The sequence below is a fragment of the Methylorubrum subtropicum genome, assembly GCF_038442325.1.
Classification (GTDB): Bacteria; Pseudomonadota; Alphaproteobacteria; order Rhizobiales; family Beijerinckiaceae; genus Methylobacterium; species Methylobacterium subtropicum.
In genome coordinates this window covers 50,265-73,855 of sequence record NZ_JBBXMW010000003.1, presented here as the reverse complement: position 1 = coordinate 73,855, position 23,591 = coordinate 50,265, and the positions used below count along the sequence as shown (strand labels likewise).

The 23,591-nt window shown below is 68.9% G+C and carries 20 protein-coding genes; 10 read left to right on the top strand and 10 right to left on the bottom strand.

Going from position 1 to position 23,591, the window contains the following annotated elements; all coding sequences use genetic code 11:
• Positions 1–112 precede the first annotated feature (112 nt).
• Complete coding sequence (locus tag AAHG03_RS05295) at positions 113–2,434, top strand: calcium-binding protein (RefSeq protein ID WP_342149290.1); 2,322 nt, start codon at positions 113–115, stop codon at positions 2,432–2,434.
• A gap of 837 nt (positions 2,435–3,271) precedes the next feature.
• Here AAHG03_RS05295 and AAHG03_RS05290 read toward each other — a convergent pair.
• Positions 3,272–3,907, bottom strand: a complete 636-nt coding sequence (locus tag AAHG03_RS05290) for a glutathione S-transferase N-terminal domain-containing protein (protein WP_342149289.1) — start codon at positions 3,905–3,907, stop codon at positions 3,272–3,274.
• Between the two features lie 223 nt (positions 3,908–4,130).
• On the opposite strand from AAHG03_RS05290, the gene AAHG03_RS05285 reads away from it, so the two are divergent.
• From AAHG03_RS05285 to AAHG03_RS05260, 6 genes are all read left to right on the top strand, one after another.
• On the top strand, positions 4,131–4,409 hold the full coding sequence (locus AAHG03_RS05285) for a hypothetical protein (protein WP_342149287.1): 279 nt from the start codon (positions 4,131–4,133) through the stop codon (positions 4,407–4,409).
• An 86-nt stretch (positions 4,410–4,495) separates the two neighbouring features.
• Positions 4,496–4,918, top strand: a complete 423-nt coding sequence (locus tag AAHG03_RS05280) for a DUF4345 domain-containing protein (RefSeq protein ID WP_342149286.1) — start codon at positions 4,496–4,498, stop codon at positions 4,916–4,918.
• A complete protein-coding gene (locus tag AAHG03_RS05275; protein ID WP_342149285.1) occupies positions 4,915–6,942 on the top strand; it encodes an FUSC family protein in 2,028 nt (675 codons plus the stop codon). Before AAHG03_RS05280 ends, AAHG03_RS05275 begins: the two co-directional genes overlap by 4 nt.
• Entirely contained in the window at positions 6,942–7,136 is a 195-nt protein-coding gene (locus AAHG03_RS05270) for a DUF1656 domain-containing protein (protein WP_342149283.1), read from the top strand. The genes AAHG03_RS05275 and AAHG03_RS05270 overlap by 1 nt, the downstream gene beginning before the upstream one ends.
• A complete protein-coding gene (locus AAHG03_RS05265) occupies positions 7,133–8,200 on the top strand; it encodes an HlyD family secretion protein (protein ID WP_342149282.1) in 1,068 nt (355 codons plus the stop codon). Before AAHG03_RS05270 ends, AAHG03_RS05265 begins: the two co-directional genes overlap by 4 nt.
• Positions 8,201–8,751: 551 nt before the next feature.
• Positions 8,752–10,464 carry a methyl-accepting chemotaxis protein gene (locus AAHG03_RS05260; RefSeq protein ID WP_342149281.1) on the top strand — a complete coding sequence of 571 codons (1,713 nt, stop codon included), beginning with the start codon at positions 8,752–8,754 and terminating at the stop codon, positions 10,462–10,464.
• Positions 10,465–10,538: 74 nt separating this feature from the next.
• Here AAHG03_RS05260 and AAHG03_RS05255 read toward each other — a convergent pair whose 3' ends face one another.
• The 3 genes from AAHG03_RS05255 to AAHG03_RS05245 form a co-directional block, all read right to left on the bottom strand.
• A complete protein-coding gene (locus AAHG03_RS05255) occupies positions 10,539–11,300 on the bottom strand; it encodes an ABC transporter permease (protein WP_342149279.1) in 762 nt (253 codons plus the stop codon).
• Positions 11,297–12,232: an ABC transporter ATP-binding protein gene (locus AAHG03_RS05250; RefSeq protein ID WP_342149277.1), complete on the bottom strand. Its 936-nt coding sequence runs from the start codon at positions 12,230–12,232 to the stop codon at positions 11,297–11,299. The genes AAHG03_RS05255 and AAHG03_RS05250 overlap by 4 nt, the downstream gene beginning before the upstream one ends.
• 219 nt (positions 12,233–12,451) lie before the next feature.
• Positions 12,452–14,224, bottom strand: coding sequence for a glucan ABC transporter ATP-binding protein/ permease (locus AAHG03_RS05245; protein ID WP_342149276.1), 1,773 nt, complete (start codon positions 14,222–14,224; stop codon positions 12,452–12,454).
• A 261-nt stretch (positions 14,225–14,485) separates the two neighbouring features.
• Here AAHG03_RS05245 and AAHG03_RS05240 point away from each other — a divergent pair, with 261 nt between their 5' ends.
• Both AAHG03_RS05240 and AAHG03_RS05235 read left to right on the top strand, forming a co-directional pair.
• Entirely contained in the window at positions 14,486–15,259 is a 774-nt protein-coding gene (locus AAHG03_RS05240) for a motility protein A (protein ID WP_342149275.1), read from the top strand.
• A gap of 105 nt (positions 15,260–15,364) precedes the next feature.
• Complete coding sequence (locus AAHG03_RS05235) at positions 15,365–16,198, top strand: OmpA/MotB family protein (protein ID WP_342149274.1); 834 nt, start codon at positions 15,365–15,367, stop codon at positions 16,196–16,198.
• Positions 16,199–16,369: 171 nt separating this feature from the next.
• Here the strand turns inward: AAHG03_RS05235 and AAHG03_RS05230 are convergent, their stop codons facing one another.
• Entirely contained in the window at positions 16,370–16,891 is a 522-nt protein-coding gene (locus AAHG03_RS05230; protein WP_412759718.1) for a CAP domain-containing protein, read from the bottom strand.
• Positions 16,892–16,957: 66 nt separating this feature from the next.
• Entirely contained in the window at positions 16,958–19,645 is a 2,688-nt protein-coding gene (locus AAHG03_RS05225) for a DUF3772 domain-containing protein (protein ID WP_342149272.1), read from the bottom strand.
• Between the two features lie 560 nt (positions 19,646–20,205).
• Here AAHG03_RS05225 and AAHG03_RS05220 point away from each other — a divergent pair.
• Positions 20,206–20,754: an HNH endonuclease gene (locus AAHG03_RS05220; RefSeq protein ID WP_342149271.1), complete on the top strand. Its 549-nt coding sequence runs from the start codon at positions 20,206–20,208 to the stop codon at positions 20,752–20,754.
• Between the two features lie 174 nt (positions 20,755–20,928).
• On the opposite strand, the gene AAHG03_RS05215 is transcribed toward AAHG03_RS05220, so the two are convergent.
• From AAHG03_RS05215 to AAHG03_RS05200, 4 genes are all read right to left on the bottom strand, one after another.
• The gene (locus AAHG03_RS05215; protein ID WP_342149270.1) at positions 20,929–21,165 is read right to left on the bottom strand and encodes a hypothetical protein; all 237 of its coding nucleotides are present in this window, start codon (positions 21,163–21,165) and stop codon (positions 20,929–20,931) included.
• Between the two features lie 26 nt (positions 21,166–21,191).
• Positions 21,192–22,112, bottom strand: a complete 921-nt coding sequence (locus AAHG03_RS05210) for an outer membrane protein (RefSeq protein WP_342149269.1) — start codon at positions 22,110–22,112, stop codon at positions 21,192–21,194.
• Between the two features lie 260 nt (positions 22,113–22,372).
• A complete protein-coding gene (locus tag AAHG03_RS05205; protein WP_342149268.1) occupies positions 22,373–23,074 on the bottom strand; it encodes an invasion associated locus B family protein in 702 nt (233 codons plus the stop codon).
• Between the two features lie 127 nt (positions 23,075–23,201).
• Positions 23,202–23,489, bottom strand: a complete 288-nt coding sequence (locus AAHG03_RS05200; RefSeq protein WP_342149267.1) for a hypothetical protein — start codon at positions 23,487–23,489, stop codon at positions 23,202–23,204.
• Between the last annotated feature and the right edge of the window lie 102 nt (positions 23,490–23,591).

Below are 23,591 nucleotides of genomic sequence, written 5' to 3'. Positions count from 1 at the left end.
CGTTGCCATTGTGCAACAATGACTGACGATCGCCCTGCGCGTTGCAGCAGCACGATTGCCGGCCTGGTCCGCACCATTTACAACTTGGGGTGCAACAATCCGAGACCCGGTCATGTCCACAACTCTCGTCAACGTCGGCGATACCCTCGATGCCAGGGCTTTCGGAGCCAACCTCCATGTCGACGCGGTCGTGCCCCTGCCGGGCGGCGGGTACATCATGGTCGTTCAGGAGCCTGCCGTCGGCTTCTCGTCCTGGCCCTTCAACAACGGCCCGAAGAATTATCTCGTCACGGTCGATGCGAACGGCGCTCCGGTCGGCCGGCCCGTCAAGATCGGCGAGATCAACAACAACGGGTCCGTCGTCAGCGATATCGAAATCAAGGCGGCGAAGGCCTTGGCGGACGGCTCGCTGCTGGTTTCGATCACCTCGGATTACGGCAGGACGGCCTCGCTCGGAACGGTCAGCAAGACCGGAGAGATCAAGACCTTCCACTCGGCGCCGCTGCTGAACGAGGATGGGGGCACGGCCTACCCGTCCTCGGACAACGTTGCCTTCGGCAAGGACAACACGATCGCGCTGGCCCGGATCGCCTCGGACACGGCCGGTCTCTATCGGACCGTCGATATCCTGAGCCCGAAGCAGAAGCTCGTCGCATCCATCGTCGTCGATCGGAACGTCAAGACGGATGAGAACGGCTCGACGGAGGTGACGGCGCTGGCCGACGGCCGTTTCCTCGTGACCTGGGTCGAGGAGGCGGCGAAGACGACCGTCGTCAAGGCGCAGGTCGTCACGAAGCTGGGCAAGCTCGACGGCTCGACCTTCGTGGCCGCGCGCGTCAACGACCTGGGCACGCCCGGCGTCACCGAGATCGAGTACGAGGTGGCGGCACTCGCCGGCGGCGGCTTCGCGGTCACGCTCGAGAGCAGCGAGTCGTACTACGATCAGGCCAATCCGAGCGCGAGCACGGCGGTTCGGGGCAACATCGAGGGCAAGGTCTGGATCCGGACCGAGAGCGGAGTCCTCAAGGCCGGGCCCAGTCACATCACCGTCGCGACGGCGGACGCGAAGGAGGACGGCACCTTCCTCAAGGGCTTGGCGGGTTTGTCGGACGGTCGCTACATCGAGATCATCAAGGAGCAGTTCACGACCGCGGCCGGGGGCGCGGAGAGCACTCTGAAGGGATACGTCTACGACAGTGCCGGGGACGCCACCGGCGAAGTCGTCGACTTCCTGTACAACTCGAGTGCGGCGGCGCGATTCACGGCCTTCGACTCCATCACGGCCCTGGCCGACGGCCGCTTCGTGCTGACGTTCCGGAACTCGCTCGCATTCCAGGGACCGGAACAGAACAAGCTTCAGATCTACGGCCTGTCCAGCACCGGGCTCGTCACGGTGAAGGGCGCCACCGCCAAGGACGACATCCTGAAGGGAAGCACCACGCAGAACCGCGCCGAATCGATCGGCGGCCTCGACGGGAACGACCAGGTCTTCGGCTACGGCGGCAACGATCGCCTGTTCGGCAACAGGGGCAACGACTTCCTCGACGGCGGCAAGGGCTCCGACCGGATGGAGGGCGGCTTCGGCAACGACGTCTACATCGTCGACCATTTCGGCGACATCGTCGTCGAGGCGCGCAATGCCGGGATCGACACCGTCCGGTCCTCGGTCAGCTACGGCCTCACCGCCAACGTCGAGAATCTCACCCTGACCGGCAAGGCGGCGATCGACGGCCACGGCAACGCCCTGAACAATGTGCTCACGGGCAACGAGGCGGCCAACGAGTTCATGGGGTTCGGCGGCGAAGACGTGATGCAGGGCGGGGCCGGAAACGACACCTATCACGTCAACAGCGCCGGCGACCGGGTGATCGAGAAGCACGGTGCCGGCAAGGACACGATCCTCACGACCGTCAGCTACAGCTTGAAGAACGATCAATCGATCGAGGTGCTGAAGTCGGATTACAACCAATACGATGGCGCCAAGACGATCACGCTGACCGGAAACGATCTCGCCAACACCATCGTGGGCCACAGCGGCGCGAACGTCCTCAACGGCAAGGGCGGCGCGGACATCCTGACGGGTGGCGACGATGGGGCCGTCGATGTCTTCGTGTTCGACACCGCGCTCGGCCGCGGCAACGTCGATCGGATCACCGACTTCCAGGGGGGATACTTCGCCTCCGACAAGATCCACCTCGACGATGCGATCTTCAAGGGTCTCGCGAAGGGTGGGCTGTCCGATTCGGCGTTCAAGAACACGACCCGCGGCACCGTCGATCGGGACGATCGGATTCTCTACAACGAGGACACCGGCGCGCTGTCCTACGACGCGGACGGCAGCGGCAAGATCAAGGCGGTGCAGTTCGCGGTCATCGGCGAGGTCGGGGCGACGACCCACCCGGAGCTGATGTCGTACAGCTTCTTCGTGATCTGACGGAGAGGGCCGCCGGGCCCACGAACGAAACCGCCGCGGCGAGAACCGCGGCGGAAGCGCTCCACAGGTGGGGCTGGTGCGTGTTCGAAGACGTGCCGTGTCGGCCGCTTCTGCGCCCCTAGGGAGCCGCTTCCGTCCGGTGCTCGTAAGGGGCCGCTCAGTCCGGGACCGAACTCAATCCCGGGCCTTCGTTGCGGCGTCCTGCTGCGGTGGAGTCATCCCTGTCTCCTCCAAGCTTTCGCCAAGCAACCGCGTGCCGACAGCGCCGTTTCCTGGCCGATGTGCTTCACGTCGCGAAGCACTTGATGAGGTTGCGACCGTATTGGCCCGGCGTCAAGACGGAATTCCGCGGTCAAGCTCTTAAGAATTCACCCTGCGCCGCTCGTTCTGGCGAAAACCGTGAGCCGGCAACGACTTGGGGGACGCGATTTTTTGCGGGCCGCTCGACGCCCGTCGGGCGCGCAGTTCTTCACGGGGGCCGATGCCGCGGGCGCCGGATTCGCCCGTTCACGCGGCTTTGCACAGGGGCCGGGAGCAGCGAAACAATCCAGCATCAATGGCGGCGCAGGCTCTCCGCCTGACCCCGCTCCTCATCCCCCGAAGGCGGGGCAGGCCGCGGGCCGGCGCGCTGCGAAATCCCCCCTCACAGCAGAGGCGCCGGCCCGTCGGCTTCTTCCTCATCCCATCCAATCCCCCTCATCCTGAGGTGCGCAGCCGAAGGCGGAGCCTCGAAGGAGGGCTCCTGTTCGCTCAGCGACTTCTGGAGCCCTCCTTCGAGGCCGCTTCGCGGCACCTCAGGATGAGGGGGAGGGTGGGATGGGCGGAGCGGAACGACGCTCAGATCGCCGAAAACCCCCGCTGCACCGCGGGCCGCGCCAGCAGCGCGTCGCGCCAGCGGCGGACGTTGGGGAGCGCGTCGAGCGCCACGCCCTGCTTCTCGTGGAACTTCACCCAGGTCAGGCAGGCGATGTCGGCGATGGAGTAGGCGTCCGCCACGTGGTCGCGCCCTTCGAGCCGCCGGTCGAGCACGCCGTAGAGGCGCCGGGATTCCTCGGTGTAGCGATCGACCGCGTAGGGAATCTTCTCCTGCGCGTAGATGCGGAAATGATGGGCCTGCCCCAGCATCGGCCCGAGGCCCCCGACCTGCCAGAACAGCCATTCATCGACCGCGACGCGGGCGCGCTCGTCGGCGGGGTAGAGACAGCCGGTCTTGCGCCCGAGATATTGCAGGATCGCGCCCGATTCGAACACCGAGATCGGCTGCCCGCCGGGCCCGTCGGGATCGACGATGGCCGGGATCTTGTTGTTGGGCGAGATCGCCAGGAAGTCGGGCGCCATCTGCTCGCCCTTGCCGATGTTGACCGGCACGATGCGGTAGGGGAGGCCGCACTCCTCCAGCATGATCGGGATCTTCCACCCGTTCGGGGTGCTCCAGGTGTGGACCTCGATCGGCTGGCCCGTCGTCACCGCCATGCTGGCATCCCGGATTGATCGCGCCCGCCCACGATCGCGGGCGCAGCGCAGGACGTAGCGCGGTTCGGGCAAGGGGCTCAAGAGTGCTGCCGCCCGCCGGCCACGCTTCACGCGAAAGGGATCGTCGTGCGCAAGCCTTGCGGGCGCTTGCGCTTTCGACCCGGATACGGCTGAGATGGATTCACGGGCGGCGCAGCGTGCCGGCCCGGCCTGGAGTTGCCCGATGCTCTCTCGCCTTCTCGCCGCCCTCGCGCTCGCGGCTCCGCTCCTGCTGACGCCGGCCCTGACCCAGGCCGCGCCGACGACGGCGCCGGCCGCCAAGGACGCGCCCAAGGAGGCAGCGAAGGAGACGAGCGTCGCCCAGTCGGCGGCGCGCGAGCGGCAGAAGAAGTGCGGCGCCGAGTGGCGCGCGCTGACCGCCGCCGAGAAGACCGCGCAGGGCCCCAAGTGGCCGCAATATTACAGCAAATGCGTCAAGCGCCTGAAGGAGAAGAAGGCCTGACGGGCACGCGCGGCGCCCCCGCGTGAACCGGGCGCGACCCGCGCGGGTTGGGAGCCGGTTCGATCCGACCGGAGAGCCCCTTCGATATGCAGCGTGAGCGCCGCATCCTCCAGCGCACGGTGGCGCTCGTCGCGCTCATGCCGGTGGCGGCCGGGCTCTACGGCGTGCTGACCGGCATCGACGGCATCGGGACGAACCCGACGGTCAACGTCTCGGCGGACAGCCATTTTCGCTACCTCTCCGGGCTCCAGACCGGGATCGGCCTCCTGTTCCTCACCTGCGTGCCGGGGATCGAGGGCAAGACCACCTTGTTCCGGTTCCTCACCCTCGTCGTCGTGCTCGGCGGGCTCGCCCGCCTGCTCGGCCTCGCGCTGACCGAGGTGCCCTCGCTCACGATGCTGGCCGCTCTGGTGCTCGAACTCGGCCTCGCGCCGCTGCTGTGCCTGTGGCAGGCGCGGGTGGCGAATCATGCCCGCGGCGCCGCGCTGATCCCCGAGCCGATCCCATGAGCCGGGCGGAGGCGAGCGCCCCAAGAAACCCCGGCGCGCGCCTCCTCGACGCCCTCGACCGCTGGGTTCCGAAGCCCGGGGCTTTCGCCTTCGCCCTCCGCATCTGGCTCGCCATGGTGCTGGCGCTCTACGCCGCGTTCTGGCTCCAGCTCGACAGCGCCTCCTCGGCCGCGGTCGGTGTGGCGATCCTGGCCCAGCCCAAGCGCGGGCAGGCGCTGTCGAAGGCGCTCTACCGCTTCCTCGGGACGCTGGTCGGCGGCAGCGTCGCCATCGTCCTGATGGCCCTGTTCGCGCAGGACCGGGTGCTGCTGCTCGTCGGCTTCACGGTCTGGCTGGGGCTCTGCGTGTTCGTCGCGCAGTTTCTGCAGGACACGCGGGCGTACGGGGCGATGCTGTCGGGCTACACGGTGGCGATCATCGCGGTCGCCCATATCGACGCGCCGCAGACCACCTTCGACGCCGCGGTCGGGCGCATCGCGGCCATCGCGGTGGCGATCGTGACGATCACCTTCATCAACGACGCGCTCGCCTCGCCGAGCACGTGGCAGAGCTTGCGACCGCGCCTCGCCGACGCCTTCGCATCGGCCAAGGGCTTTGCCCGCGAGGCGCTGACGCGGGGCGATCCCGGCCCGGAGCGGACGGCGGCACTCATCCAAAAGATCGCGCCGATGCGGGCGGATGCCGGCGCCATCGCGGGCGAGCTCGACGACGGCGTCAACCGCGCTGCGGGCGCCCGCAGCGCCATCGCGGCGCTCTACGTGCTGGCGGCGGCGAGCCGCGCGCTCGCCGCCGCCATGGAACGGCTGCCCGAGCCCGACCCGTTGGTGCGCGAGGCCCACGCGCTCGCCCTGCGCTCGGTCGCGGAGGATGGATCGGCCGAAGCGTTGGAGCGCGACGGCGCCCGCCTGCGCGACCTCGTGGACGAGGGCCTTCGGGACGGGACGCGCCCGGTCGACGAGGTGATGGCGCTGCAGCGCGCGCTCGATGTCGCCAACGCCGCGACCTTCGCCGAGGACGGCCTGCGCGCGCTCGGCGACGGGCACGCGCCGTTGCGCGACGCGGCCCTGCCGACGCATCGCGACTTCCAGGTGGCGCTCCGCGCGGCCCTGCGCGTCGCCATCGCCTTCGCGCTGACCGCGGGCTTCTTCATCCTGGCCGGCCTGCCGCAGACCTCGTTCGCCCTGGTGCAGGTGGCCTCGACCTGCGCGCTGTCCTCGGTGACGCCGGACCCGAAAAAGTTCGCGCGCGGGGTGCTGATCGGCATGCCGCTCGCCGCGCTCTCGGCCGGCATCATCCTGTTCGTGGTGCTGAACGGCAACCAGGGCTTTCCGCTGCTCGCCATCGCCATGGCGCCGGTGGTGTTCTTCGCCTGCTTCCTGTCGCTCAACCCGCCGACCTTCACGGTCGGCTTCATCACCCTGGTCTTCACCCCCGTGCTGCTCGCGCCGGAGAACCCGCAGAGCTACGACCCGCAGACTTTTTTGATGAACGCGCTGCTGGTGGTGATCGCCGCGATCATCCTGTTCCTGACGGTGCGGCTCGTCCTGCCGATCTCGGCCTCGCAGCACCGGGCCTTCGCCCTCGAAGAGGCCCGGCGCGACCTCGTCGAGGCGCTGGCCGGGGAGGGGGGCGACGCCACCACCCGCACCAGCCTGAACGCCGACCGGCTGTTTCAGTTCTCGGCCTGGAATTCCGGCAGCGGCGCGGTGCGGCGCGCGAGCCTGCATCACGCCTTCGCCGTCGCGCAGTTGGAGGCGGCGGCCGCCCGCGCCCACGCGCAGCTCCGGCAACTGCGCCATCGCGACGGCCTCACGACGCGGATCGGCCAGGCCCGCGAGGCCCTCGCCGCCGGCAGATCCGACGGCCTCGACCGGGCCGCCGCCGAGTTGGTCCGCGCCGCCGCGGGCGAAGGGCGCGAAGTGCGCCTGATGCTGGCGCGCGCGATCACCGATCTCGCGACCGCCTCGCGCGTTGTCCGGCGCCACGGCCGCTTCTTCCGGCGCCTCTCACTCCCAAGCTCCTGATGCGCCACGACATCACCCTCGGCGGGGTCCTGATCTCGCCCTTCGTCCTCGACGCCTTGGTCGCCTTCGCGATCCTCGTCGCGTTGCGTGTCTTGTTCCGCTGGATCCGCCTCGGCCGTTTCGTCGCCAATCCGCCGCTGGCGGAGGCCGGGATCTATGTCTGCGTCCTCGCTCTCGTCGTGGTGCTGCTGTGAAGACCGATGACGCCACCCGCCGCGACGCCGAGGACGAGGTCGCCGAGGACGAACCGCGCCATCCCCGCGAGGCCGCCCGCTCGGCCGAGACACCGCGGGCCGGGCGGCGCCTGCGGTTCGGCAAGGCGCTGAGGCTGGCCGCCACCGCCGCGATCCTGATCCTCGCCGCGCTCGCCGCCGGAATCGTCTGGCAGTTCTACGTCACCGCGCCCTGGACCCGCGACGGGCGGGTGCGGGTGCAGGTCGCCAACATCGCCCCCCAGGTCTCGGGCTCGATCGTCGCGCTGAAAGTGGAGGACAACCAGGAGGTCAAGGTCGGCGACGTGCTCTACGTCATCGATCCGTTCGACTTCGAGGTCGCGGTGACCTCGGCCGAGGCCGAGATGAAGAACCGCGAGGCCGACCTTCAGGTGAAGCAGGCGCAAGCGGCCCGCCGCGCGGCGCTTTCCACCGTCTCGACCTCGGTCGAGGAGAAGCAGCAATACGCCGGCACCGCCAAGATCGCGGAAGCCGCCCTCGACACCGCCAAGGCGCAGCTCGCCCAGGCGAAGAAGAATCTGGAGCGCACCGAGGTCCGCTCGACGGTGAACGGGCGCGTCACCAACCTGCTCCTGCGGGTGGGCGACTTCGCCTCCGCCGGCACCGCCAACATGCGGGTGATCGACACCGATTCCTTCTGGGTGGACGGCTACTTCGAGGAGACGAAGATGGCCCATATCCGGATCGGCGCCCCCGCCGAGATGGCGCTGATGGGTTATGCCGCCCCGCTCCACGGCACGGTCGAGAGCCTGACGCTCGGCATCTCCACCGCCAACGCCGCGCCGAGCACGCAGGGGCTGCCGAACGTCGATCCGGTCTATACCTGGGTGCGGCTGGCCCAGCGCGTGCCGGTGCGCATCAGGATCGGGCAGGTGCCGCCGGAGGTGACGCTGGTCGCCGGCATGACCGCCACCGTGGTGATCGAGGACGGCGCCGGCCACCGCCCGGCCTGGGCCGAGGCGCTGCGCCGCTGGGTGCTGGGCATGACCCACGGCAGCGACGGGGCGGCCCTGGCGCCGCGGTGATCCCGGCGCGCCGTCATTGCAAGGCGAAGCCGAAGCAATCCAGGGCTCCGCATGGCCCGAAGAGGCCGCTCAGCGTTTGTTCGGCGGACTCATCCCACCCGTTCCCCTCATCCTGAGGTGCCGCGCAGCGGCCTCGAAGGAGGGCTCCAGGGATCGCGCGGCTGGCTGGAGCCCTCCTTCGAGGCCTCCGCTTCGCTCCGGCACCTCAGGATGAGGGGGAGGGTGGGATGATCCGGCTATGAACCGGCTGGGCCGAAGCTTTCGCAAGGCCGCTTCGGCGCGGTATTACCCTCTCTGGATAAGGGCACGCTCTGGATTGCGTCAGTTCCGCCTCGCGATGACGGGGAGAGGGGGTATCCGGCCTGATCGTCCGGAAACGATGTGATCGTGCATCTTTTTCAGGCGAATTGCCTCGTTCGACTGCATTGACCGTCCGCATACGCGGAAATACGCATCCGCACCCCACCGAACGACTGATCTTATCCGAACCTTAACGCCGATCACGCTTCATCGACGGCCGGGGCGGTCGTCGCCCCGGCGAGGTCGGGCGGATGCGGGGCGAGGACACCGGGGCGGGTGCGGCGTTCGACGGCGTTGGCACGCTTTTGCGCCACGCGCTTCGCGCGAGCGGGCAGGCCGGGGACTTCACCCGTGAGATTCGCCGCCAGACGCTGGGGGTCGATGCCTCGCTCGCCGCCACCCGCGGCAGCGTCGGGCGCGACACCGCGACCGTCACCGCCGAGCGCCTGCGCGGCGAGCTGACCGGGGCGGTGGCCGAGGCCATGAACACGGTGACCGCCGAGATCGGCCGCATCGGCGCGCGCATCGACGCCAAGGCGAACGAGGCCGCCCGCGTCGCCACCGCCATCGACCGGATCGGCGCGACGATCCGCATGCTCTCGCTCAACGCCACCATCGAGGCCGCCCGCGCGGGCGAGCACGGGCGCGGCTTCGCCGTGGTCGCGGCGGAAGTGCGCGAACTCGCCGACCAGACCCGCGAGAGCGCTCGACAGGTGGCCGCGGCCATCGACTTCTCCGACGTGCGCGCCGAATTGCAGGCGCTGCGCACCTCCACCGACCGGGCGCTCGACGATCTCGGCCAAGCCGTGCGCGCCACCGCCGACCGGATCGAGGCGCTGCTCGGCGGCGTCGGAGGCGAACTCGCCGCGATCAGCGCCAGCAACGCCTCGATCGGCGAGGCGCTCGGCGCGATGCAGAGTTCGATCGAGCGCACCGAGACCAAGGCACGCCGGGCGCTGGACCTCTCACTGGAGGGCCTGGAGGCCGCCCGCGGCGGCCCGGCCCCGGACGTGGCCCGCCACGGCCTCGCCCACCACGCGCCCGGCTTCGACCGGCTCGACGCGGTGCGCGCCCGCGGGCGCCTGCGGGTCGCGATAGAACCAGCCTTCAAGGGCCTGTCGTTCCGCCAGCGCCAGGGCGGGCCGCTGGCCGGCCTCGACGTCGAGTACGTTCAGGCCTTCGCCCGCCATCTCGGCGTCGAGGCCGAGTTCGTCGAATGCCCCTGGGACCTCTGCACCGAACTCCTGGAAGCCGGTGCGGGCCCGACACAGGCGCCCGCCGACATCGTCTGGTCGGCGCTGCCCCCGAGCGAAGCGTTTTCCGGCGTCGCCTATTCGCGCGCCTACACCTACCTGCACTACGTGCTGGCGCGCCGGGCCGGCGACACCCGCATCCGGGGCCTGCCCGATCTCGAAGGCCGAACGCTCGGCGTCATCAACGATCCGAGCGCCTACGCCACCCTGACGAACGCCGGCATCCGCTGGGGCGACAATCTTTCTGCCAAGGGCCGCAAGGTCGCGACGCTGGGGAGCCTCGTGCCGATGACCGACCAGAGCCGCATCCACGACGCGCTGGCCGACGGCATCGTCGATGCCTTCGCGGTCGATGCTCCGATCATGCACTGGGCCTGCACCAGCCCGGACAGCCCCTGGCGCGGGCGCATCGAGATCCTGCCCGGCAACATCGCCCCGGCGCCATGGTTCTACGCCGCGGCGGTCGCCGACCACCCGTCCTCCTGCCGTCTGCTGATGGCGGTGGACGCCTTCCTCGACCGCTTCCTGGCAAGCCCGGAACGCGCCGCGATCGAGCGCCGCTGGCAGGGCGCGCCGGTCTCGGGGACGGGCAGCTACCGCGACGAGCCGGGCGGGCTGCGGGGCGCCGCCGAACTCGCCGCCGCCCACCGCGCCGAGACCGGCCGCGACCCGGCGCCGCTCGCGGGGGAGGGGACGCGGCACGCGGCGTAGCGGCGGTGCACGGCATCCGGTCGGTCGCCACGCCATGACGGGGAGAGGCGGGGCGTCGCCTGTCGACCGCGCTCTCAGCTCTTCAGCCGGTACCCGGTCCGAAAAATCCACGTCACCAGCCCGAGGCACAGCGCCAGGAACCCGAAGGTCACCGCGATGCTGACGCCGACCGCGACGTCGCCCTTGCCGAAGAAGGCCCAGCGGAAGCCGCTGACGAGGTAGACCACCGGGTTGGCGTGGCTCACCGCGTACCAGAACGGCGGCAGCATCTCGATGGAGTAGAAGCTGCCCCCGAGGAAGGTCAGCGGCGTGACGACGAGGAGGGGCACGAGTTGCAGCTTCTCGAACCCGTCCGCCCACAGGCCGATGACGAAGCCGAACAGGCTGAAGGTGATCGCCGTCAGCAACAGGAACGCCACCATCCAGAACGGATGCTCGATGTGCAGCGGCACGAACAGCGCCGCGGTGGCCAGGATCACGAGGCCGATGAAGATCGACTTGGTGGCCGCGGCGCCGACATAGCCGAGCACCACCTCGAACGGCGAGATCGGCGCCGAGAGCAGCTCGTAGACCGTGCCGGAGAAGCGCGGGAAGTAGATGCCGAAGGCGGCGTTCGACACGCTCTGCGTCAGCAGCGAGAGCATGATCAGCCCCGGCACGATGAAGGCGCCGTAGGGGATGCCGTCCACCGTCTGCATCCGCGCGCCGATCGCGGCGCCGAACACGACGAAGTAGAGCGAGGTCGCGATGACCGGGGCGACGATGCTCTGGAGCGCCGTGCGCCAGAAGCGGGCCATCTCGAAACGGTAGATCGCCAGGACCGCGGGCAGGTTCATGGCGTCGCTCCCGCGCTTCCGCGGACGAGATCGACAAAAATCTCCTCCAGCGAACTCTGCTTGGTGTCGAGGTCGGTGAAGCCGATGCCGGCGCCCGCCAGCGCGGTGAGCAGGCCGGTGATGCCGGTGCGCTCGCGCTTCGTGTCGTAGGTGTAGACGACCTCGCGGCCGTCCGGCCCGAGTTGCAGGTCGTAGCCCGCGAGGCTGTCGGGGAGCGCCGAGACCGGCTCGGCGAGGTGCAGGGTGAGCCGCTTCTTGCCGAGCTTGCGCATCAGCTCGACCTTGTCCTCCACGAGGATGATCTCGCCTTTGCGGATCACGCCGACCCGGTCGGCCATCTCCTCGGCTTCCTCGATGTAGTGCGTGGTCAGGATCACGGTGACGCCCTGGTCGCGCAGGCGGCGCACGAGGCGCCACATATCCTGGCGCAGCTCGACATCGACGCCCGCGGTCGGCTCGTCGAGGAACAGCACCTGCGGCTCGTGGGCGAGCGCCTTGGCGATCAGCACCCGCCGCTTCATGCCGCCGGAGAGCTGCATGATGCGGTTGTCGCGCTTCTCGTAGAGCGAGAGGTCCTTCAGGACACGCTCGATATGGGCGGGGTCCTTGCGCAACCCGAACAGGCCGCGGCTGAAGCTCACCGTGTCCCACACCTTCTCGAAGGCGTCGGTGGTGAGTTCCTGCGGCACCAGCCCGATCATCCGGCGCGCCGCGCGGTAATCGCTGCGATTGTCGTGGCCGCCGACCCGGATCGTGCCCGAACTCGGGGTGACGATGCCGCAGACCGTGTTGATCAGCGTCGACTTGCCGGCCCCGTTGGGGCCGAGCAGGGCGAAGATTTCGCCCTTGCTGATGGCGAGGTTCACGTCCTTGAGGGCGTGGAGGCCGGAGGCGTAGACCTTCGACAGGTTCTCGATCGAGACGATCGGCATCGCGGCCTGAAAATGCAGGAGGGGCGCGCCCTATAGCACGCCCCGCGCCGCCGTGAAGCGCCGTGTCCGAGCCGCCACACTGTGGCATTTGCGTGTGGAAAGACGCTTTGCCGGGGAACCCTTTTCCCCTCCGACCGCTTTTCCCAGCACTCTCCTGCGAAAACCTCCCCTGACCCGGCCTGCCCTCTCGCGAAGGCGGGCCGTTTTCTTGTCCGGGGGTTACGCCGCCATCGGCAGGTCGTCCTCGTCCTGCGCCGCCATGAACTGCGCCTTGGCGAGGTCGGCGAAGCGGTGGCCCTGCGCGACCAACTCGTCGAAGGTGCCGGACTCCACGATCTTGCCCTGCTCGAACACGAGGATGCGGTCGGCGTTGCGGATCGTGGCGAGGCGGTGGGCGATCACGAAGGTCGTGCGGCCCTCCATCACGGTCTCCAGCGCCTGCTGCAGCTTGCGCTCGGTGGCGGCGTCGAGCGCGCTCGTCGCCTCGTCGAGGATGAGCACCGGCGGGTTCTTCAAGAGAGCGCGGGCGATCGAGAGGCGCTGGCGCTCGCCGCCCGACAGCGAGCGACCGCGCTCGCCGATCACGGTGTCGAGGCCGTTGGACTGGCGGGCCATGAACTCGCCGGCCTGGGCGCGTTCCAGCGCGTCGAGCATCTCGGCATCCGTGGCGTCGGGGCGACCGACTTGAAGGTTCTCGCGGATCGAGCGGTTGAACAGCATCGGCTCCTGGAACACCACGCCGATGTTGTGGCGAAGCGACGAGAGCCCGATGTCGCGGATGTCGGTGCCGTCGATGCGGATGGCGCCCTGGTCCGGGTCGAAGGTTCGGTGCAGCAGGCCGAGCGTCGTCGACTTGCCCGAACCCGTGGTGCCGACGAGCGCCACGGTCTCGCCCGGCTTGGCCGAGAACGACACGCCGTCGAGCGCGCGGCGGCGACCGTCATAGGAGAAGCCGACATTCTCGAACTCGACCGCGCCCTCGGGGCGGGCCAGCGGCTTGGCATGCGCCCGGTCGCGCACGGTCGGCACGGTGTCGAGCACCTCGAAGAACTCGCGCATCTTCGGCGCCTGCATGAACACCCCGTTCACGAAGGTGACGACGTGGTCGAGCTTGGTCACCAGCATGGTGGCAAGGCTCATGAAGGCGACGATCTCGCCGACGGTGGCGGCACCCTTCTGGTGCAGGGCGATGCCGGTGATGAAGATCGCCGTCATGGTCAGCGTGCCGGACGCGCGGGTCGCGACGTTGGCGAGCGCCCACCACGACAGGACGGGGATCTGCACCTTGAGCAGGTCGTGAATGATGGTGCGCATCGCCTCCTTCTCGGCCCGCGCGCGGGTGAAGGACTGGATGACGGCGACGTTGCCGAGCGCGTCGGAAGCGTGCGCCGCGAGGCCCGACTGGTACTCCTCGACCTCGCCCTGGAGCGTCTCGGTGCGGCGCAGGACGTAGCTCGCCAGCGCGGTGAAGATCAGCACCAGCACGACGAGGATCGCACCGAGCCGCCAGTTCACGAACAGGGTCAACGGCAGCAGCACGCCGACGGAGAGCAGCGCGGCGAAGTGCTCGCGGAAGAAGTTGAGCCAGATCCAGGCCATGCCGTTGGTGCCTTCCAGCATCGCCTTCAGCACCCGCCCCGAATGGTTCGAGGAGTGGAAGGCGATCGGCAGCTCCAGCACGTGCTCGAAGAAATTCGCCATGGTGGCGAGCCGGTTGCGGTGGGCCAGCCGGTCGGAATGGAGGGCGATGGCCACGCCCGCGCCGATGGTGAACAGGCCGAACACCACCCAGGCCACGATCCACGGGGCGAGCGACGTGGCGGGCGCGTCCTTCGACAGGTGGGTGAGCCCGTCGATGATGCGGCCCATGATCAGCGGTTCGGCGAAGGCCGCCACCGCCAGCGCGACGTTGGCCGCGATCAGCCCGAGGGCCAGCCGCTTCTCCGCCCCGAGCAGGCCGAGCACCCGCGCGTAGAGACGAATCATCGACATCTGCGTTCCGCTCCCCGTCCCGTCCGGCCCCATCGTGGAGCACGGCTTTTGAGACCCGCCGGACGATTCTCCGGCCCCGACGCTCCGGCTCCGCTCAGGCGGTTTTCGTTCCGTCGGTGCGGGACTTATGCCCCGCCTCCCCTGAACGGCACATGACGCGGCAGGGGCGGGTTCGGCAACGGCCTTTACGGTTCCTTCAGCCTGATTTTTTAGACCTGTGACGAGTGCCCGCAGGCGGGCCAGGATCGGACCACGCGTCTCATGGATCTCGCAACCGGTGTCGGGCTGCTCGGCGGCGTCGGCGTAGTGTTCACGCTGATCATGATCGATGGCGGCAACTTCGCCGCCTATTTCGACAAGCACGCCGTGATCGTCATCTTCGGCGGCTCGGTCATGGCGACCATCATCCGCTTTCCCTTCTCGGTGATCGCCCACGGCGTGCCGATGGGCCTGCGCTACGCCTTCACCATGCGGGCGGTGAAGCCGCACGACCTCATCGAGGAGATCACCAAGATCGCCGAGGTGGTGCGCAAGTCCGGCCCCATCGCGCTCGAGAACATGGAGATCACCGATCCCTTCCTGGCGCAGGGCGCGCGCTACATCGCCGACGGCTACGACCGCGACTTCATCCGCGACACGATGGAGCGCGATCGCGACAACTTCCTCATGCATCTCGACGAGGGCTCGAAGATCTACCGCGCCTTCGGCGACTGCGCGCCGGCCTGGGGCATGATCGGCACCATCCTCGGCATGGTGACGATGTTCGCCAATATGTCCGACCCGTCGAAGCTCGGCCCCGCCATGGCGACCGCGCTGCTGGCCACCCTCTACGGCGCGCTGATCGCCAACCTCGTGGCGCTGCCGATCGCCGACAAGCTGCACGTGAAGGTCGAGGAGGAGGACGTGTCGCGCTCGCTCATCATCGACGGCATCCTGCTGATCCGCGACCAGAAGAGCGCCTCGCTCGTGCGCGAGATGCTGATCGCCTACCTGCCGGCCAACCACCGCGCCGACCTCGTCGCCGAAGCGGCGTGATTCATTGTGGCCCCGCTTGCGCGGGGCGCCCGGCGGACGGCCGCAGTCGCGCGGGCGAACCGCGATGATCCGGGACCATCGCCGTCCGATTGAGGAGGAAGGCCCGTGGCCAAGAAGAAGCGCGGCGGCGCGCATGGCGGTCACGGCTGGTTCGTGACCTTCGCCGACCTGATGGCGCTCCTGATGAGCTTCTTCGTCATGATCGCCGCCTACTCGACCCAGGACCAGAAGAAGCTGCAGGTGGTAGCGGGCTCGATGCGCGACGCCTTCGGCACCAACAAGGAATCGCGCTTCGCCGGCATCATCGAGCAGAACGGCCTGCCCACGGCGGACAAGGTGAAGAACCTGCGCGACGTGCCCCCCGAACGGGCGACCGACCGCACCACGCCGCCCCAGCTCGACAGCGGCCTCGACGACGGCATCCCCGACCGCGGCTACCCGGAGGCCTTCGGCCAGGCCGCCGCCTCCCTGCGGCAGGCGATGCAGGACATGCCGGAGGTGGCCGAACTCTCGAAGAACATCATCATCTCGCCGACCCGCCGCGGGCTCGACGTGGCGATCGTCGATCAGGACGGGCGCTCGATGTTCCCGGAAGGCTCGAGCCGGCCCTACGACCGCACCCGGCGCCTCTTGGAAAAGCTCGTGCCGACGATTGCGCGCCTGCCCAACCGCATCGTGGTGACGGGCTTCACCGCGACCCCCCGCCCGGGCCAGCGCGACACCGCCCCGCCCTGGGAGCTGTCGGCCAACCGCGCGCTGAGCGTCCGCGAAATCCTGGCCGCCGCCGGCCTGCCGGAAGAACGCTTCGCCTCGGTCAGCGGCAAGGCCGACACCGAGCCGATGTTTCCCGACAACCCGTATCTCGCCGCCAACCGCCGGGTGACGGTGACGCTGCTGTCCGAGCCGCCGCCCACGCCGAACGGCAAGGGCCTGCCGTAATTTTCTTGTGTTTTTATAGGAGCTTATCCACCCATTCCCTCATCCTGAGGTGCCCGCGCAGCGGGCCTCGAAGGAGGGTTCCAGGGATCGCGCGGCAGGCTAGAGCCCTCCTTCGAGGCTGCGCTTCGCGCAGCACCTCAGGATGAGGGGGATGGGTGGGAGAGAAGAACTCTACTTCGCCACCAGCAGCGCCCAGTACACCTTGTACTTCGAGCCCGGCGCATAAGCCGTGGCGATGCCCATGCGGGTCGCGTCGCGGTTCAGCATCACGGCGCGGTGCGGGGGGCTGTCGCGCCAGCCGGAAAAGGCTTCCGCGAGGTTGTGGTAGCCCGCCGAGAGGTTGGCGTCGGCGCCCTCGTAGCCGAGCCGCGTCACGGCGCTGCGCACGGTGCGGCTGCTGCTCGGGCGGTCGGCGGCGGCCATGGAAGCGGCCTCGGCCTCGGCCAGCCGCTGCAATTCGGGATCGAGCCGCAGCGGGGCCTCGCCGTTGTTGCCGCGATAGGCCGAGATCATGTCCCGCGCAGCATTCGCGTCGAGCGCGGTCGAGGCGGTGGTCAGCGGCAAGTACAGGCTGCCGAAGCCGGACTCGGGCGTCGTTTTCCCCGCGCAGCCCTGAAGCAGAGCGGCGAGGGCGAGGGCCGTGGCGGCGGCGGCGACGTGAGGCAGGCGTGCAGGCACGAATCCATTTCCCATGGGCAATGGACTCAGGTGGGCACGGCCGGGCTTATGCTCAAGAGGCCGGGCTCAATGGGTTACGGGTCAGGTGGTCTGCCCGAGCTTGCGCCGCCCCGCCTCCCGCTGGCCCTCGCCGCGCCGCGCGTCGTCGCGCGATCCGGCGGGCTCGGCGAGCGCCACGGTCTGCGACGCGCCGACCGCGTGGGCGATCTGGCCGAGCGCGTCGCGCACCGGCTCCAGCCCCTGCACGGTGATGAAGCTCGACGCCGGGCCCATGGCCGGGATGAACTCGGCCTCCGAGAGCGCCTTGAACACGGAGAAGTTCAGGTCGCTCTGGACCTTCTGGGTGAGGTTCACGTCGACCACCATGGCGATCAGCTCGAATTCGAGGAAGGGATCGCCGATCTTCTTGAACACCACCCGCGGCGGCGGCTGCTTGAGCACGTCCCCGTGGTTCGCCGCGCATTCCACCATCATCTCGGCGGCGCGCACCGGGTCCTGGTTGCGCAGGACGTTGACCCCGATGATGACCCGGCCGGTGCGGTCGCCGCGCACCCGGTTCTTGACGATGCCGGAGATCAGGTTCGAGTTCGGCACGATCACGGCCGAGCGGTCGAAGGTCTGGATCTCGGTCGAGCGCACCGAGATGCGCTTCACGATGCCCTCGGAATCGCCGATCAGCACCTGATCGCCGACGCGGATCGGGCGCTCCCACAGCAACAGCAGGCCCGAGACGAAGTTGTTGACGATCGATTGCAGGCCGAAACCGATACCGACCGAGAGCGCGCCGGCCACGATCGTCAGCTTCTCGAGGCTCAAGCCCAGATACGAGAAGGCGAGCGCCAGCGCGAGCAGGAAGCCGACATAGCCGGCCACCGTCGAGATCGAGTTGCGCAGGCCGGCATCGAGGTCGGTCGCGGGCAGGTAGGTGTTCTCCAGCCAGCGCTGGATGCCGCGGGTGATGAAGATGCCCACGCCCAGGATCGTGATGCCGAGCGCGATGGCCGACAGCGAGATCGTCACGTCGCCGATCTTGAAGCCGAAGAACGCCGTGCGGATCGAGGAGACCACGTCGGTGGAATCGAGCCCCCACGGGGCCAGGATCAGCAGCGCGACGATGGCGATCAGCAGCACGCGGGCCGCACCCGTGGCGAGCACGGCGATCTGGTCGAGGGAGCGGCGGCGCAAGCCGGTGTTGGCCTGGAGCGTCGTGGCGATGCGGGTCTCGCCGCTCAAGGTGCCGCCGATCAGCGTGTCGGCGCTCGTCATCATCAGCCACAACAGGACGATGAGCCCGCCCGCCCAGATCAGCTGATCGACAAGGAAGGACGAGAGCGCGACGTAGCCGACGAGCGGCGCCACCGCGATCACCGCCGCCGCGACCCAGCCGAGCAGGCGCAGGGGGCCGCCGATGTTGCTCGACGTTTCCGTCGCGACGTAGGGGCCGAAGCAATCCTCCTCCTTCCCCGCCGTGTCGGCGAAGCGGTGGAGGCCGATGGCGAGCAACGCCGCGGCAGCGACCGCGCCGAGGCCGCGGGTGGCGATCGAGATCGGGAGAGCCGCGTAAATCGCGGTGTTCAGCGCCTCCAGCGATTTCGAGACCGTGATGACGACGGCGATGGAGACCGCGAGCGCCGAGATGCGCCACGCGGCGGCATCCGACACCGGGGCCGGGCGCCATGCGGGCTTGCCGACGGCGAGCAGCGCGTCGGCGGTGGCCTGGACGAAGGCCACGAAGGCGAAGCCCCCGACGATGGCGCTCGCCACCGGCAGGAACCGCACCGGCAGGAGTTCGGTGGCGTCGAGCGCGTAGTAGATCGCGTAGCTGCCGGCGACTGCCGGCAGCGTGCCGAGCAGCAGCACCCGCCACGCCGCGAGCAGCTTGCGGCGGCGGGAAGGGTCGGTGACCGCGGTGTCGCGCCGCCCGAGCCGCGGGGCGATGTTGCGGCGGCCGAAATAGAGCGCGAAGGACAGGCCGAAGGCGAGCCCGAGCACCAGCAGGTTCCACAGCGTGCCGTTGCGCCGGAACAGCGTGACGGTGTCGTCGAAGCCGGAATCGAGCGAGTTGATGTCGCGCGGGATGTCGGCGGCGACCCGCATCCACAGGTCCGGGCTCAGCAGCGAGGACGAGCGCTCGAACAGGCCGCGGGTGAAGGCGGCGCGGCGGCGGTTGGCGATCTGATCGACGATCTGGTCGCTCTGGACCAGCAGCGACCGGGCGAGCCGCTGGGTGCCGTCGACGTCGTTGACCGCCGCCTCGCGCTCGGCCCGCTCGCGGGCCACGTCCTCGCCCTCCTCGCCCTCCTTGGGCTTCGGGCCGATCTGCTCCAGCCGCTCGCGGGCGGCGTCGAGGCGGGGGCTCAGCGCGTCGATGATGGTGCGCAGCCGGTCGGCGACGCCGTCGAGCCCGTCGCGGGCGCGGCTGAGATCGCCGGGGCCGACATTCGGGCCGGTGATCGCCTTCTCGCGGGTCTCGAGGTCGGTCTTGATCTCCTCCAGCCGGTCGCGGACCGTCTGCAACGCCTCCGACACCGGCGTTTTCGGCGCCGCCGGCTTCGCGGCGGGGGCCGGCGCGGGGGCCTGCGCGCCGGGAGCCGGGGCCGCCTGCGGCGCGGGCGCGGCCTTCTGCGCCGGCGCGGGCGCCTGCGCCGGGGACGCCGCCGGTTGTCCCTGGCCGATGGCCGCGTTCGGCAACAGGGCGCTGGCGCCGAGGGCGGCGATCAGCGTGGCGCTGCGGGCGAGGCGGCGGAGGCCGGGGAGGTATCGAGGCATCGTCGTCCTGTGCCGGAGGAATCGGGCTCTTCGGGAGGTTGCGGAGCGCGCCCGCGCGGGCCAGCCGGACAGCTAGGGCTCGCATGCTAGCCTGCCGAGGGGCCATGATCCGGACGCGGGGGGCCCTCCCGCAACGCGACGGACTGACGGGGAAGGCCGGCCCCTCCTGCGCCCGCAATGGGGCGAAACCGTGCGGAAGAGCAATTTCGGGCGTGCGACGGGGATAATCGCCGGCCGCGACCACACGGCCGGACCCATCGCCTTCACAAGGCTGTCACGCTGATATTAGACTAAGCCGCGATGGACTTGGCCATATCCTCACGCAGCGAGGAGGCGGCGCTGATCGTCCGCCCCGCCACGCTTGGGACCGCGCCGGCACGTTCCGCCGGACGGGAGAAGCGTCGCCGTCAGGATACCCCCTATCAGGATGCCGCTTGCCCGGTTCCGATCCGTTCGGAATCCGGGCTTCCGCCATGGCGGGTGCGGCATGGGCCTTCCGGACTTCCTCCGGCCGAGGCCGCGGCGCCACCGGGCGCCGCCGCGAGCAGCGAGTGGCGTCGATGATCGATCTGCAAACCCTGGTCCTCAACGCGGATTACCGGCCGCTCTCCTACAATCCGCTGTCCCTATGGTCCTGGAAGGACGCCTTCACGGCCCTGTTCCTCGACCGGGTCACGCTGGTGGCCAACTACGATATCGAGGCGCACAGCCCGAGCCGGTCCCTCAAGGTGCCGAGCGTGGTGGCCCTCAAGAGCTACGTGGCCTTGGCCCGCAGCCCCGCCTTCACCCGCTACAACATCTATCTGCGCGACACCTTCAGCTGCCAGTATTGCGGCCTGCGGCTGCCCTCCGGCGGGCTCACCTTCGACCACGTGGTGCCGCGCTCGCGCGGCGGCCTCTCGACCTGGGAGAACGTCGTCGCCGCCTGCTCGCCGTGCAACCTGCGCAAGGCGAACCGCACACCCGCGGAAGCCGAGATGCCGCTCCTCAACGAGCCGCACCGCCCGACCCGCCACGAACTCCACCGCCGCCAGCCGGAATTCGACCACCGGCAATACCACCACACCTGGCTCGACTATCTTTATTGGGACAGCGAGCTGGAGAATTGATTTTTTTTCCCAGACCCGCCCCTCCCACCCTCTTCCCTCATCCTGAGGTGCTGCGCGAAGCGCAGCCTCGAAGGAGGGCTCCAGCGTATCGCGCGATTCCTGGAGCCCTCCTTCGAGGCCGCTTCGCGGCACCTCAGGATGAGGGATTTGATGGGATGAGCGGCTTCCGAGCGCTCAGCGCAGCGGCTGCGGCGGCTCGTTGTAGATCGGCTGGTTCGTCGCCCGCGGCTGGTAGCCTTGGCTGGTGAAGCCGACGACCGGCGGCGGCGCCCGGAACACCGGGCCGGGCGGCGGCAGGCGGAAGCGGGGCCGCGGATCGCGATAGGGCACATCCGGCGGCAGCGGCTGCGCCACCGCGGTCTCAGCGAACAGGCCGGCCAAAGCGGCGAGGATCGGGAGCGTGTGCCGCATGGGATGGCCCTGCCGGTTCGCGCGCATCAGAACTTCACGGCGGCACCGCCGCGGACGGTGTTGACGTTGACCTTGTGCCCGTCGAAGTCGTCGAACAGGACGTACTGATACTCGCCGCGCAGGATGATGTTGGAGGTCAGCGCAAATTCCAGGCCGGCGCCGAGAGCTACGCCAGCCATAGCCTTACTCTTAGACTTGAATGGAAGTATTTTATAGTCCTCTGGAGTCGAGGCGTTCGGATTTCGAGGATTGAATCCGTTTTTTACATATCCGTGATTCGCAGGGATTCCGGCACTTGGATCGTTCTGATAAGCAGCTACTCCAGCTATATCGTAACCGTAGTTTTGTATATTTGCTTCATTTGAAATAGTTGCGCGACCGATCGCTACACCTCCAGTCACGAATGGTAAAAAGCTGCCCAACGCGTATCCCAGTCGCCCTCTGATAGTTCCATAATCCTCAAGCTCAGTCTTGGAGGTACCAAAAAGGCTAATCGTTTCAAACATACCGCCCTTTGTCGTCATGGATCGACTGATGGCGTTCTCCCTCAGCATGCTGGAGGATCCGATCCTCCCAAAATTTGTGTAGTCTGCCTCGATGCCTACAACAATATCGTCAAATTGCACGTTGTAGCCTGCCAAGGCGCCATAACTCGCACCATTGACGCGTCGTGAGGGCAGAGCTAGGTAATTCGAGGCATTGTATTCAGCCTCGATATCCCTGGCTCGAAGGTAGCTCGCATATTGGTTATTTAAGGTGTTTGTGAATCCCATCGCCGCCGACGAGTAGCCGCCGTGCCCGCCGATGTAGAACCCGCTCCAGTCGATCACCGGGGCCGGGGCATAGCCGTCGTCGGCGCCGCGCAGGTAGCCGTAATCGAGGTCGGCGGCGGTGACGGTCGTGGCCGATGCAAGAACAGCCAGGAGACCCAGGGTCGCGATACGCATCGTCATCGTCCTCAAGGCACCGGAGCCGAACGCTGCGCCGGGCTGACCGTATCGTCTTACTTCGGTAACCTTAATTTTCTGTTCCGGAGATTTTGGGGAGTGTGTGCCGGAGCGCGTCGAGACGCGCGGGACAGCGCGGACGAAACGGCGCCGTCAGGGCGCGACGATACCGGACGGCGCGGGACCACGGGCCGACGAAGCCGCCGCATCCGGCGGCACGCTCGTTTCCGGCTATGCGGCAGCCCCGGATCGCAAAAACCCTACTTGCACTCCTCCCGCGCCCGCTTCAGCGCCTCCGCGAACCCGCCCATGGCGTACTCGTCCTGGGTCGGGTTGCCGCGCTGCGAGGTGGTGCGGACGGTGGCGGTCTGGGTGCGGCTCATCTCGGCGACGATGCGCGGCTCGTCGGCCTGGTTCTGGATCCAGGCGTTCTCGTCCTTGACGACGAGGCCGTAGCGGGTCGCGCCGACGGTCAGGTAGGGGTCGCTCGGGGCGGCGGTCGCGCCGGCCTTGGCTTGCGCCGCCGCGGGCTTGGGCTTGAAGCCGAGCATCACCGCGATCTCGCTCGAGGGGCTGCCCTTGGCCAGCGAGACGAACAGGTAGCCGGTGTCGCGCGCGAGCGATTTCGGGCTGCGGCTCGTCGGCTGGGCGATGGCGTAGCAGAGCTTGTCCCGCCCCTGCCCGCCGTTGGTGAAGACGTTCCAGTCGCCGAACACCGCGAGCGGCACCGCCTGCTGCATCCCCGGCGGCAGGGCGCTCGGTTTTGGTGTGCTAGCCTTCGAGCGCCGGCCGCGGCGCCCGCGTCGCCCTTCCTCCGGCGCCGCCTCGGCCGCGGGGGCTTCCGCCTGCGCGTAGGCGCGCTCGGCCAGCGTCGGCAGGGCCGTCGCACCGGCGGCGATCAGCCAGGGCGCGAGCAGGGCGGGGAGGGCGGTCGGGAGGATCGGGAGGCGGGTCCGCTGCATCTCACGCTTTTTCCGGATCGAACGAACGGCTCCGCTCGCCTTCTCTCGCGGCAGCATGATGGCCGCGGGCGGGATGGGAAAGTCCCGCCGTGCCCGGATCAACGCAAAAACGGAGGCTTCGCGGCGTTCAGGCCGCCCGAATCTCGGCGGTGAGCGCCACGGAGGCGATGGCGGCGGGCGGCAGCTCGATCTCGGGCAGGACCAGTTCGACCACCGGAGCCGGCTCGACGGGCTTGGGCGCGGCGGGCTTCTTCACCGGGTCGTTGTAGGGGGTGTTGTAGGCCTTCACGATGGAGGCCCAGAACGCGTCGCGCTGGGCGTCCGAGAACCGGGCCAGACGGGCCTCGATCGCCTCGCGTGCCGCCTGCGCCAGGGCAGGGGTTTCCTCGACCGTGATCCAGCTCTCTACGTTCATCGACGGGACTCCGCGGGTTCGAGCGTCCGGATAGCCAGGTTCCCCTAGCCAAGCTCAGCTGGCCGTTCCATGAACGCCGCACTTTCCGTGCCCGTTCCCGCG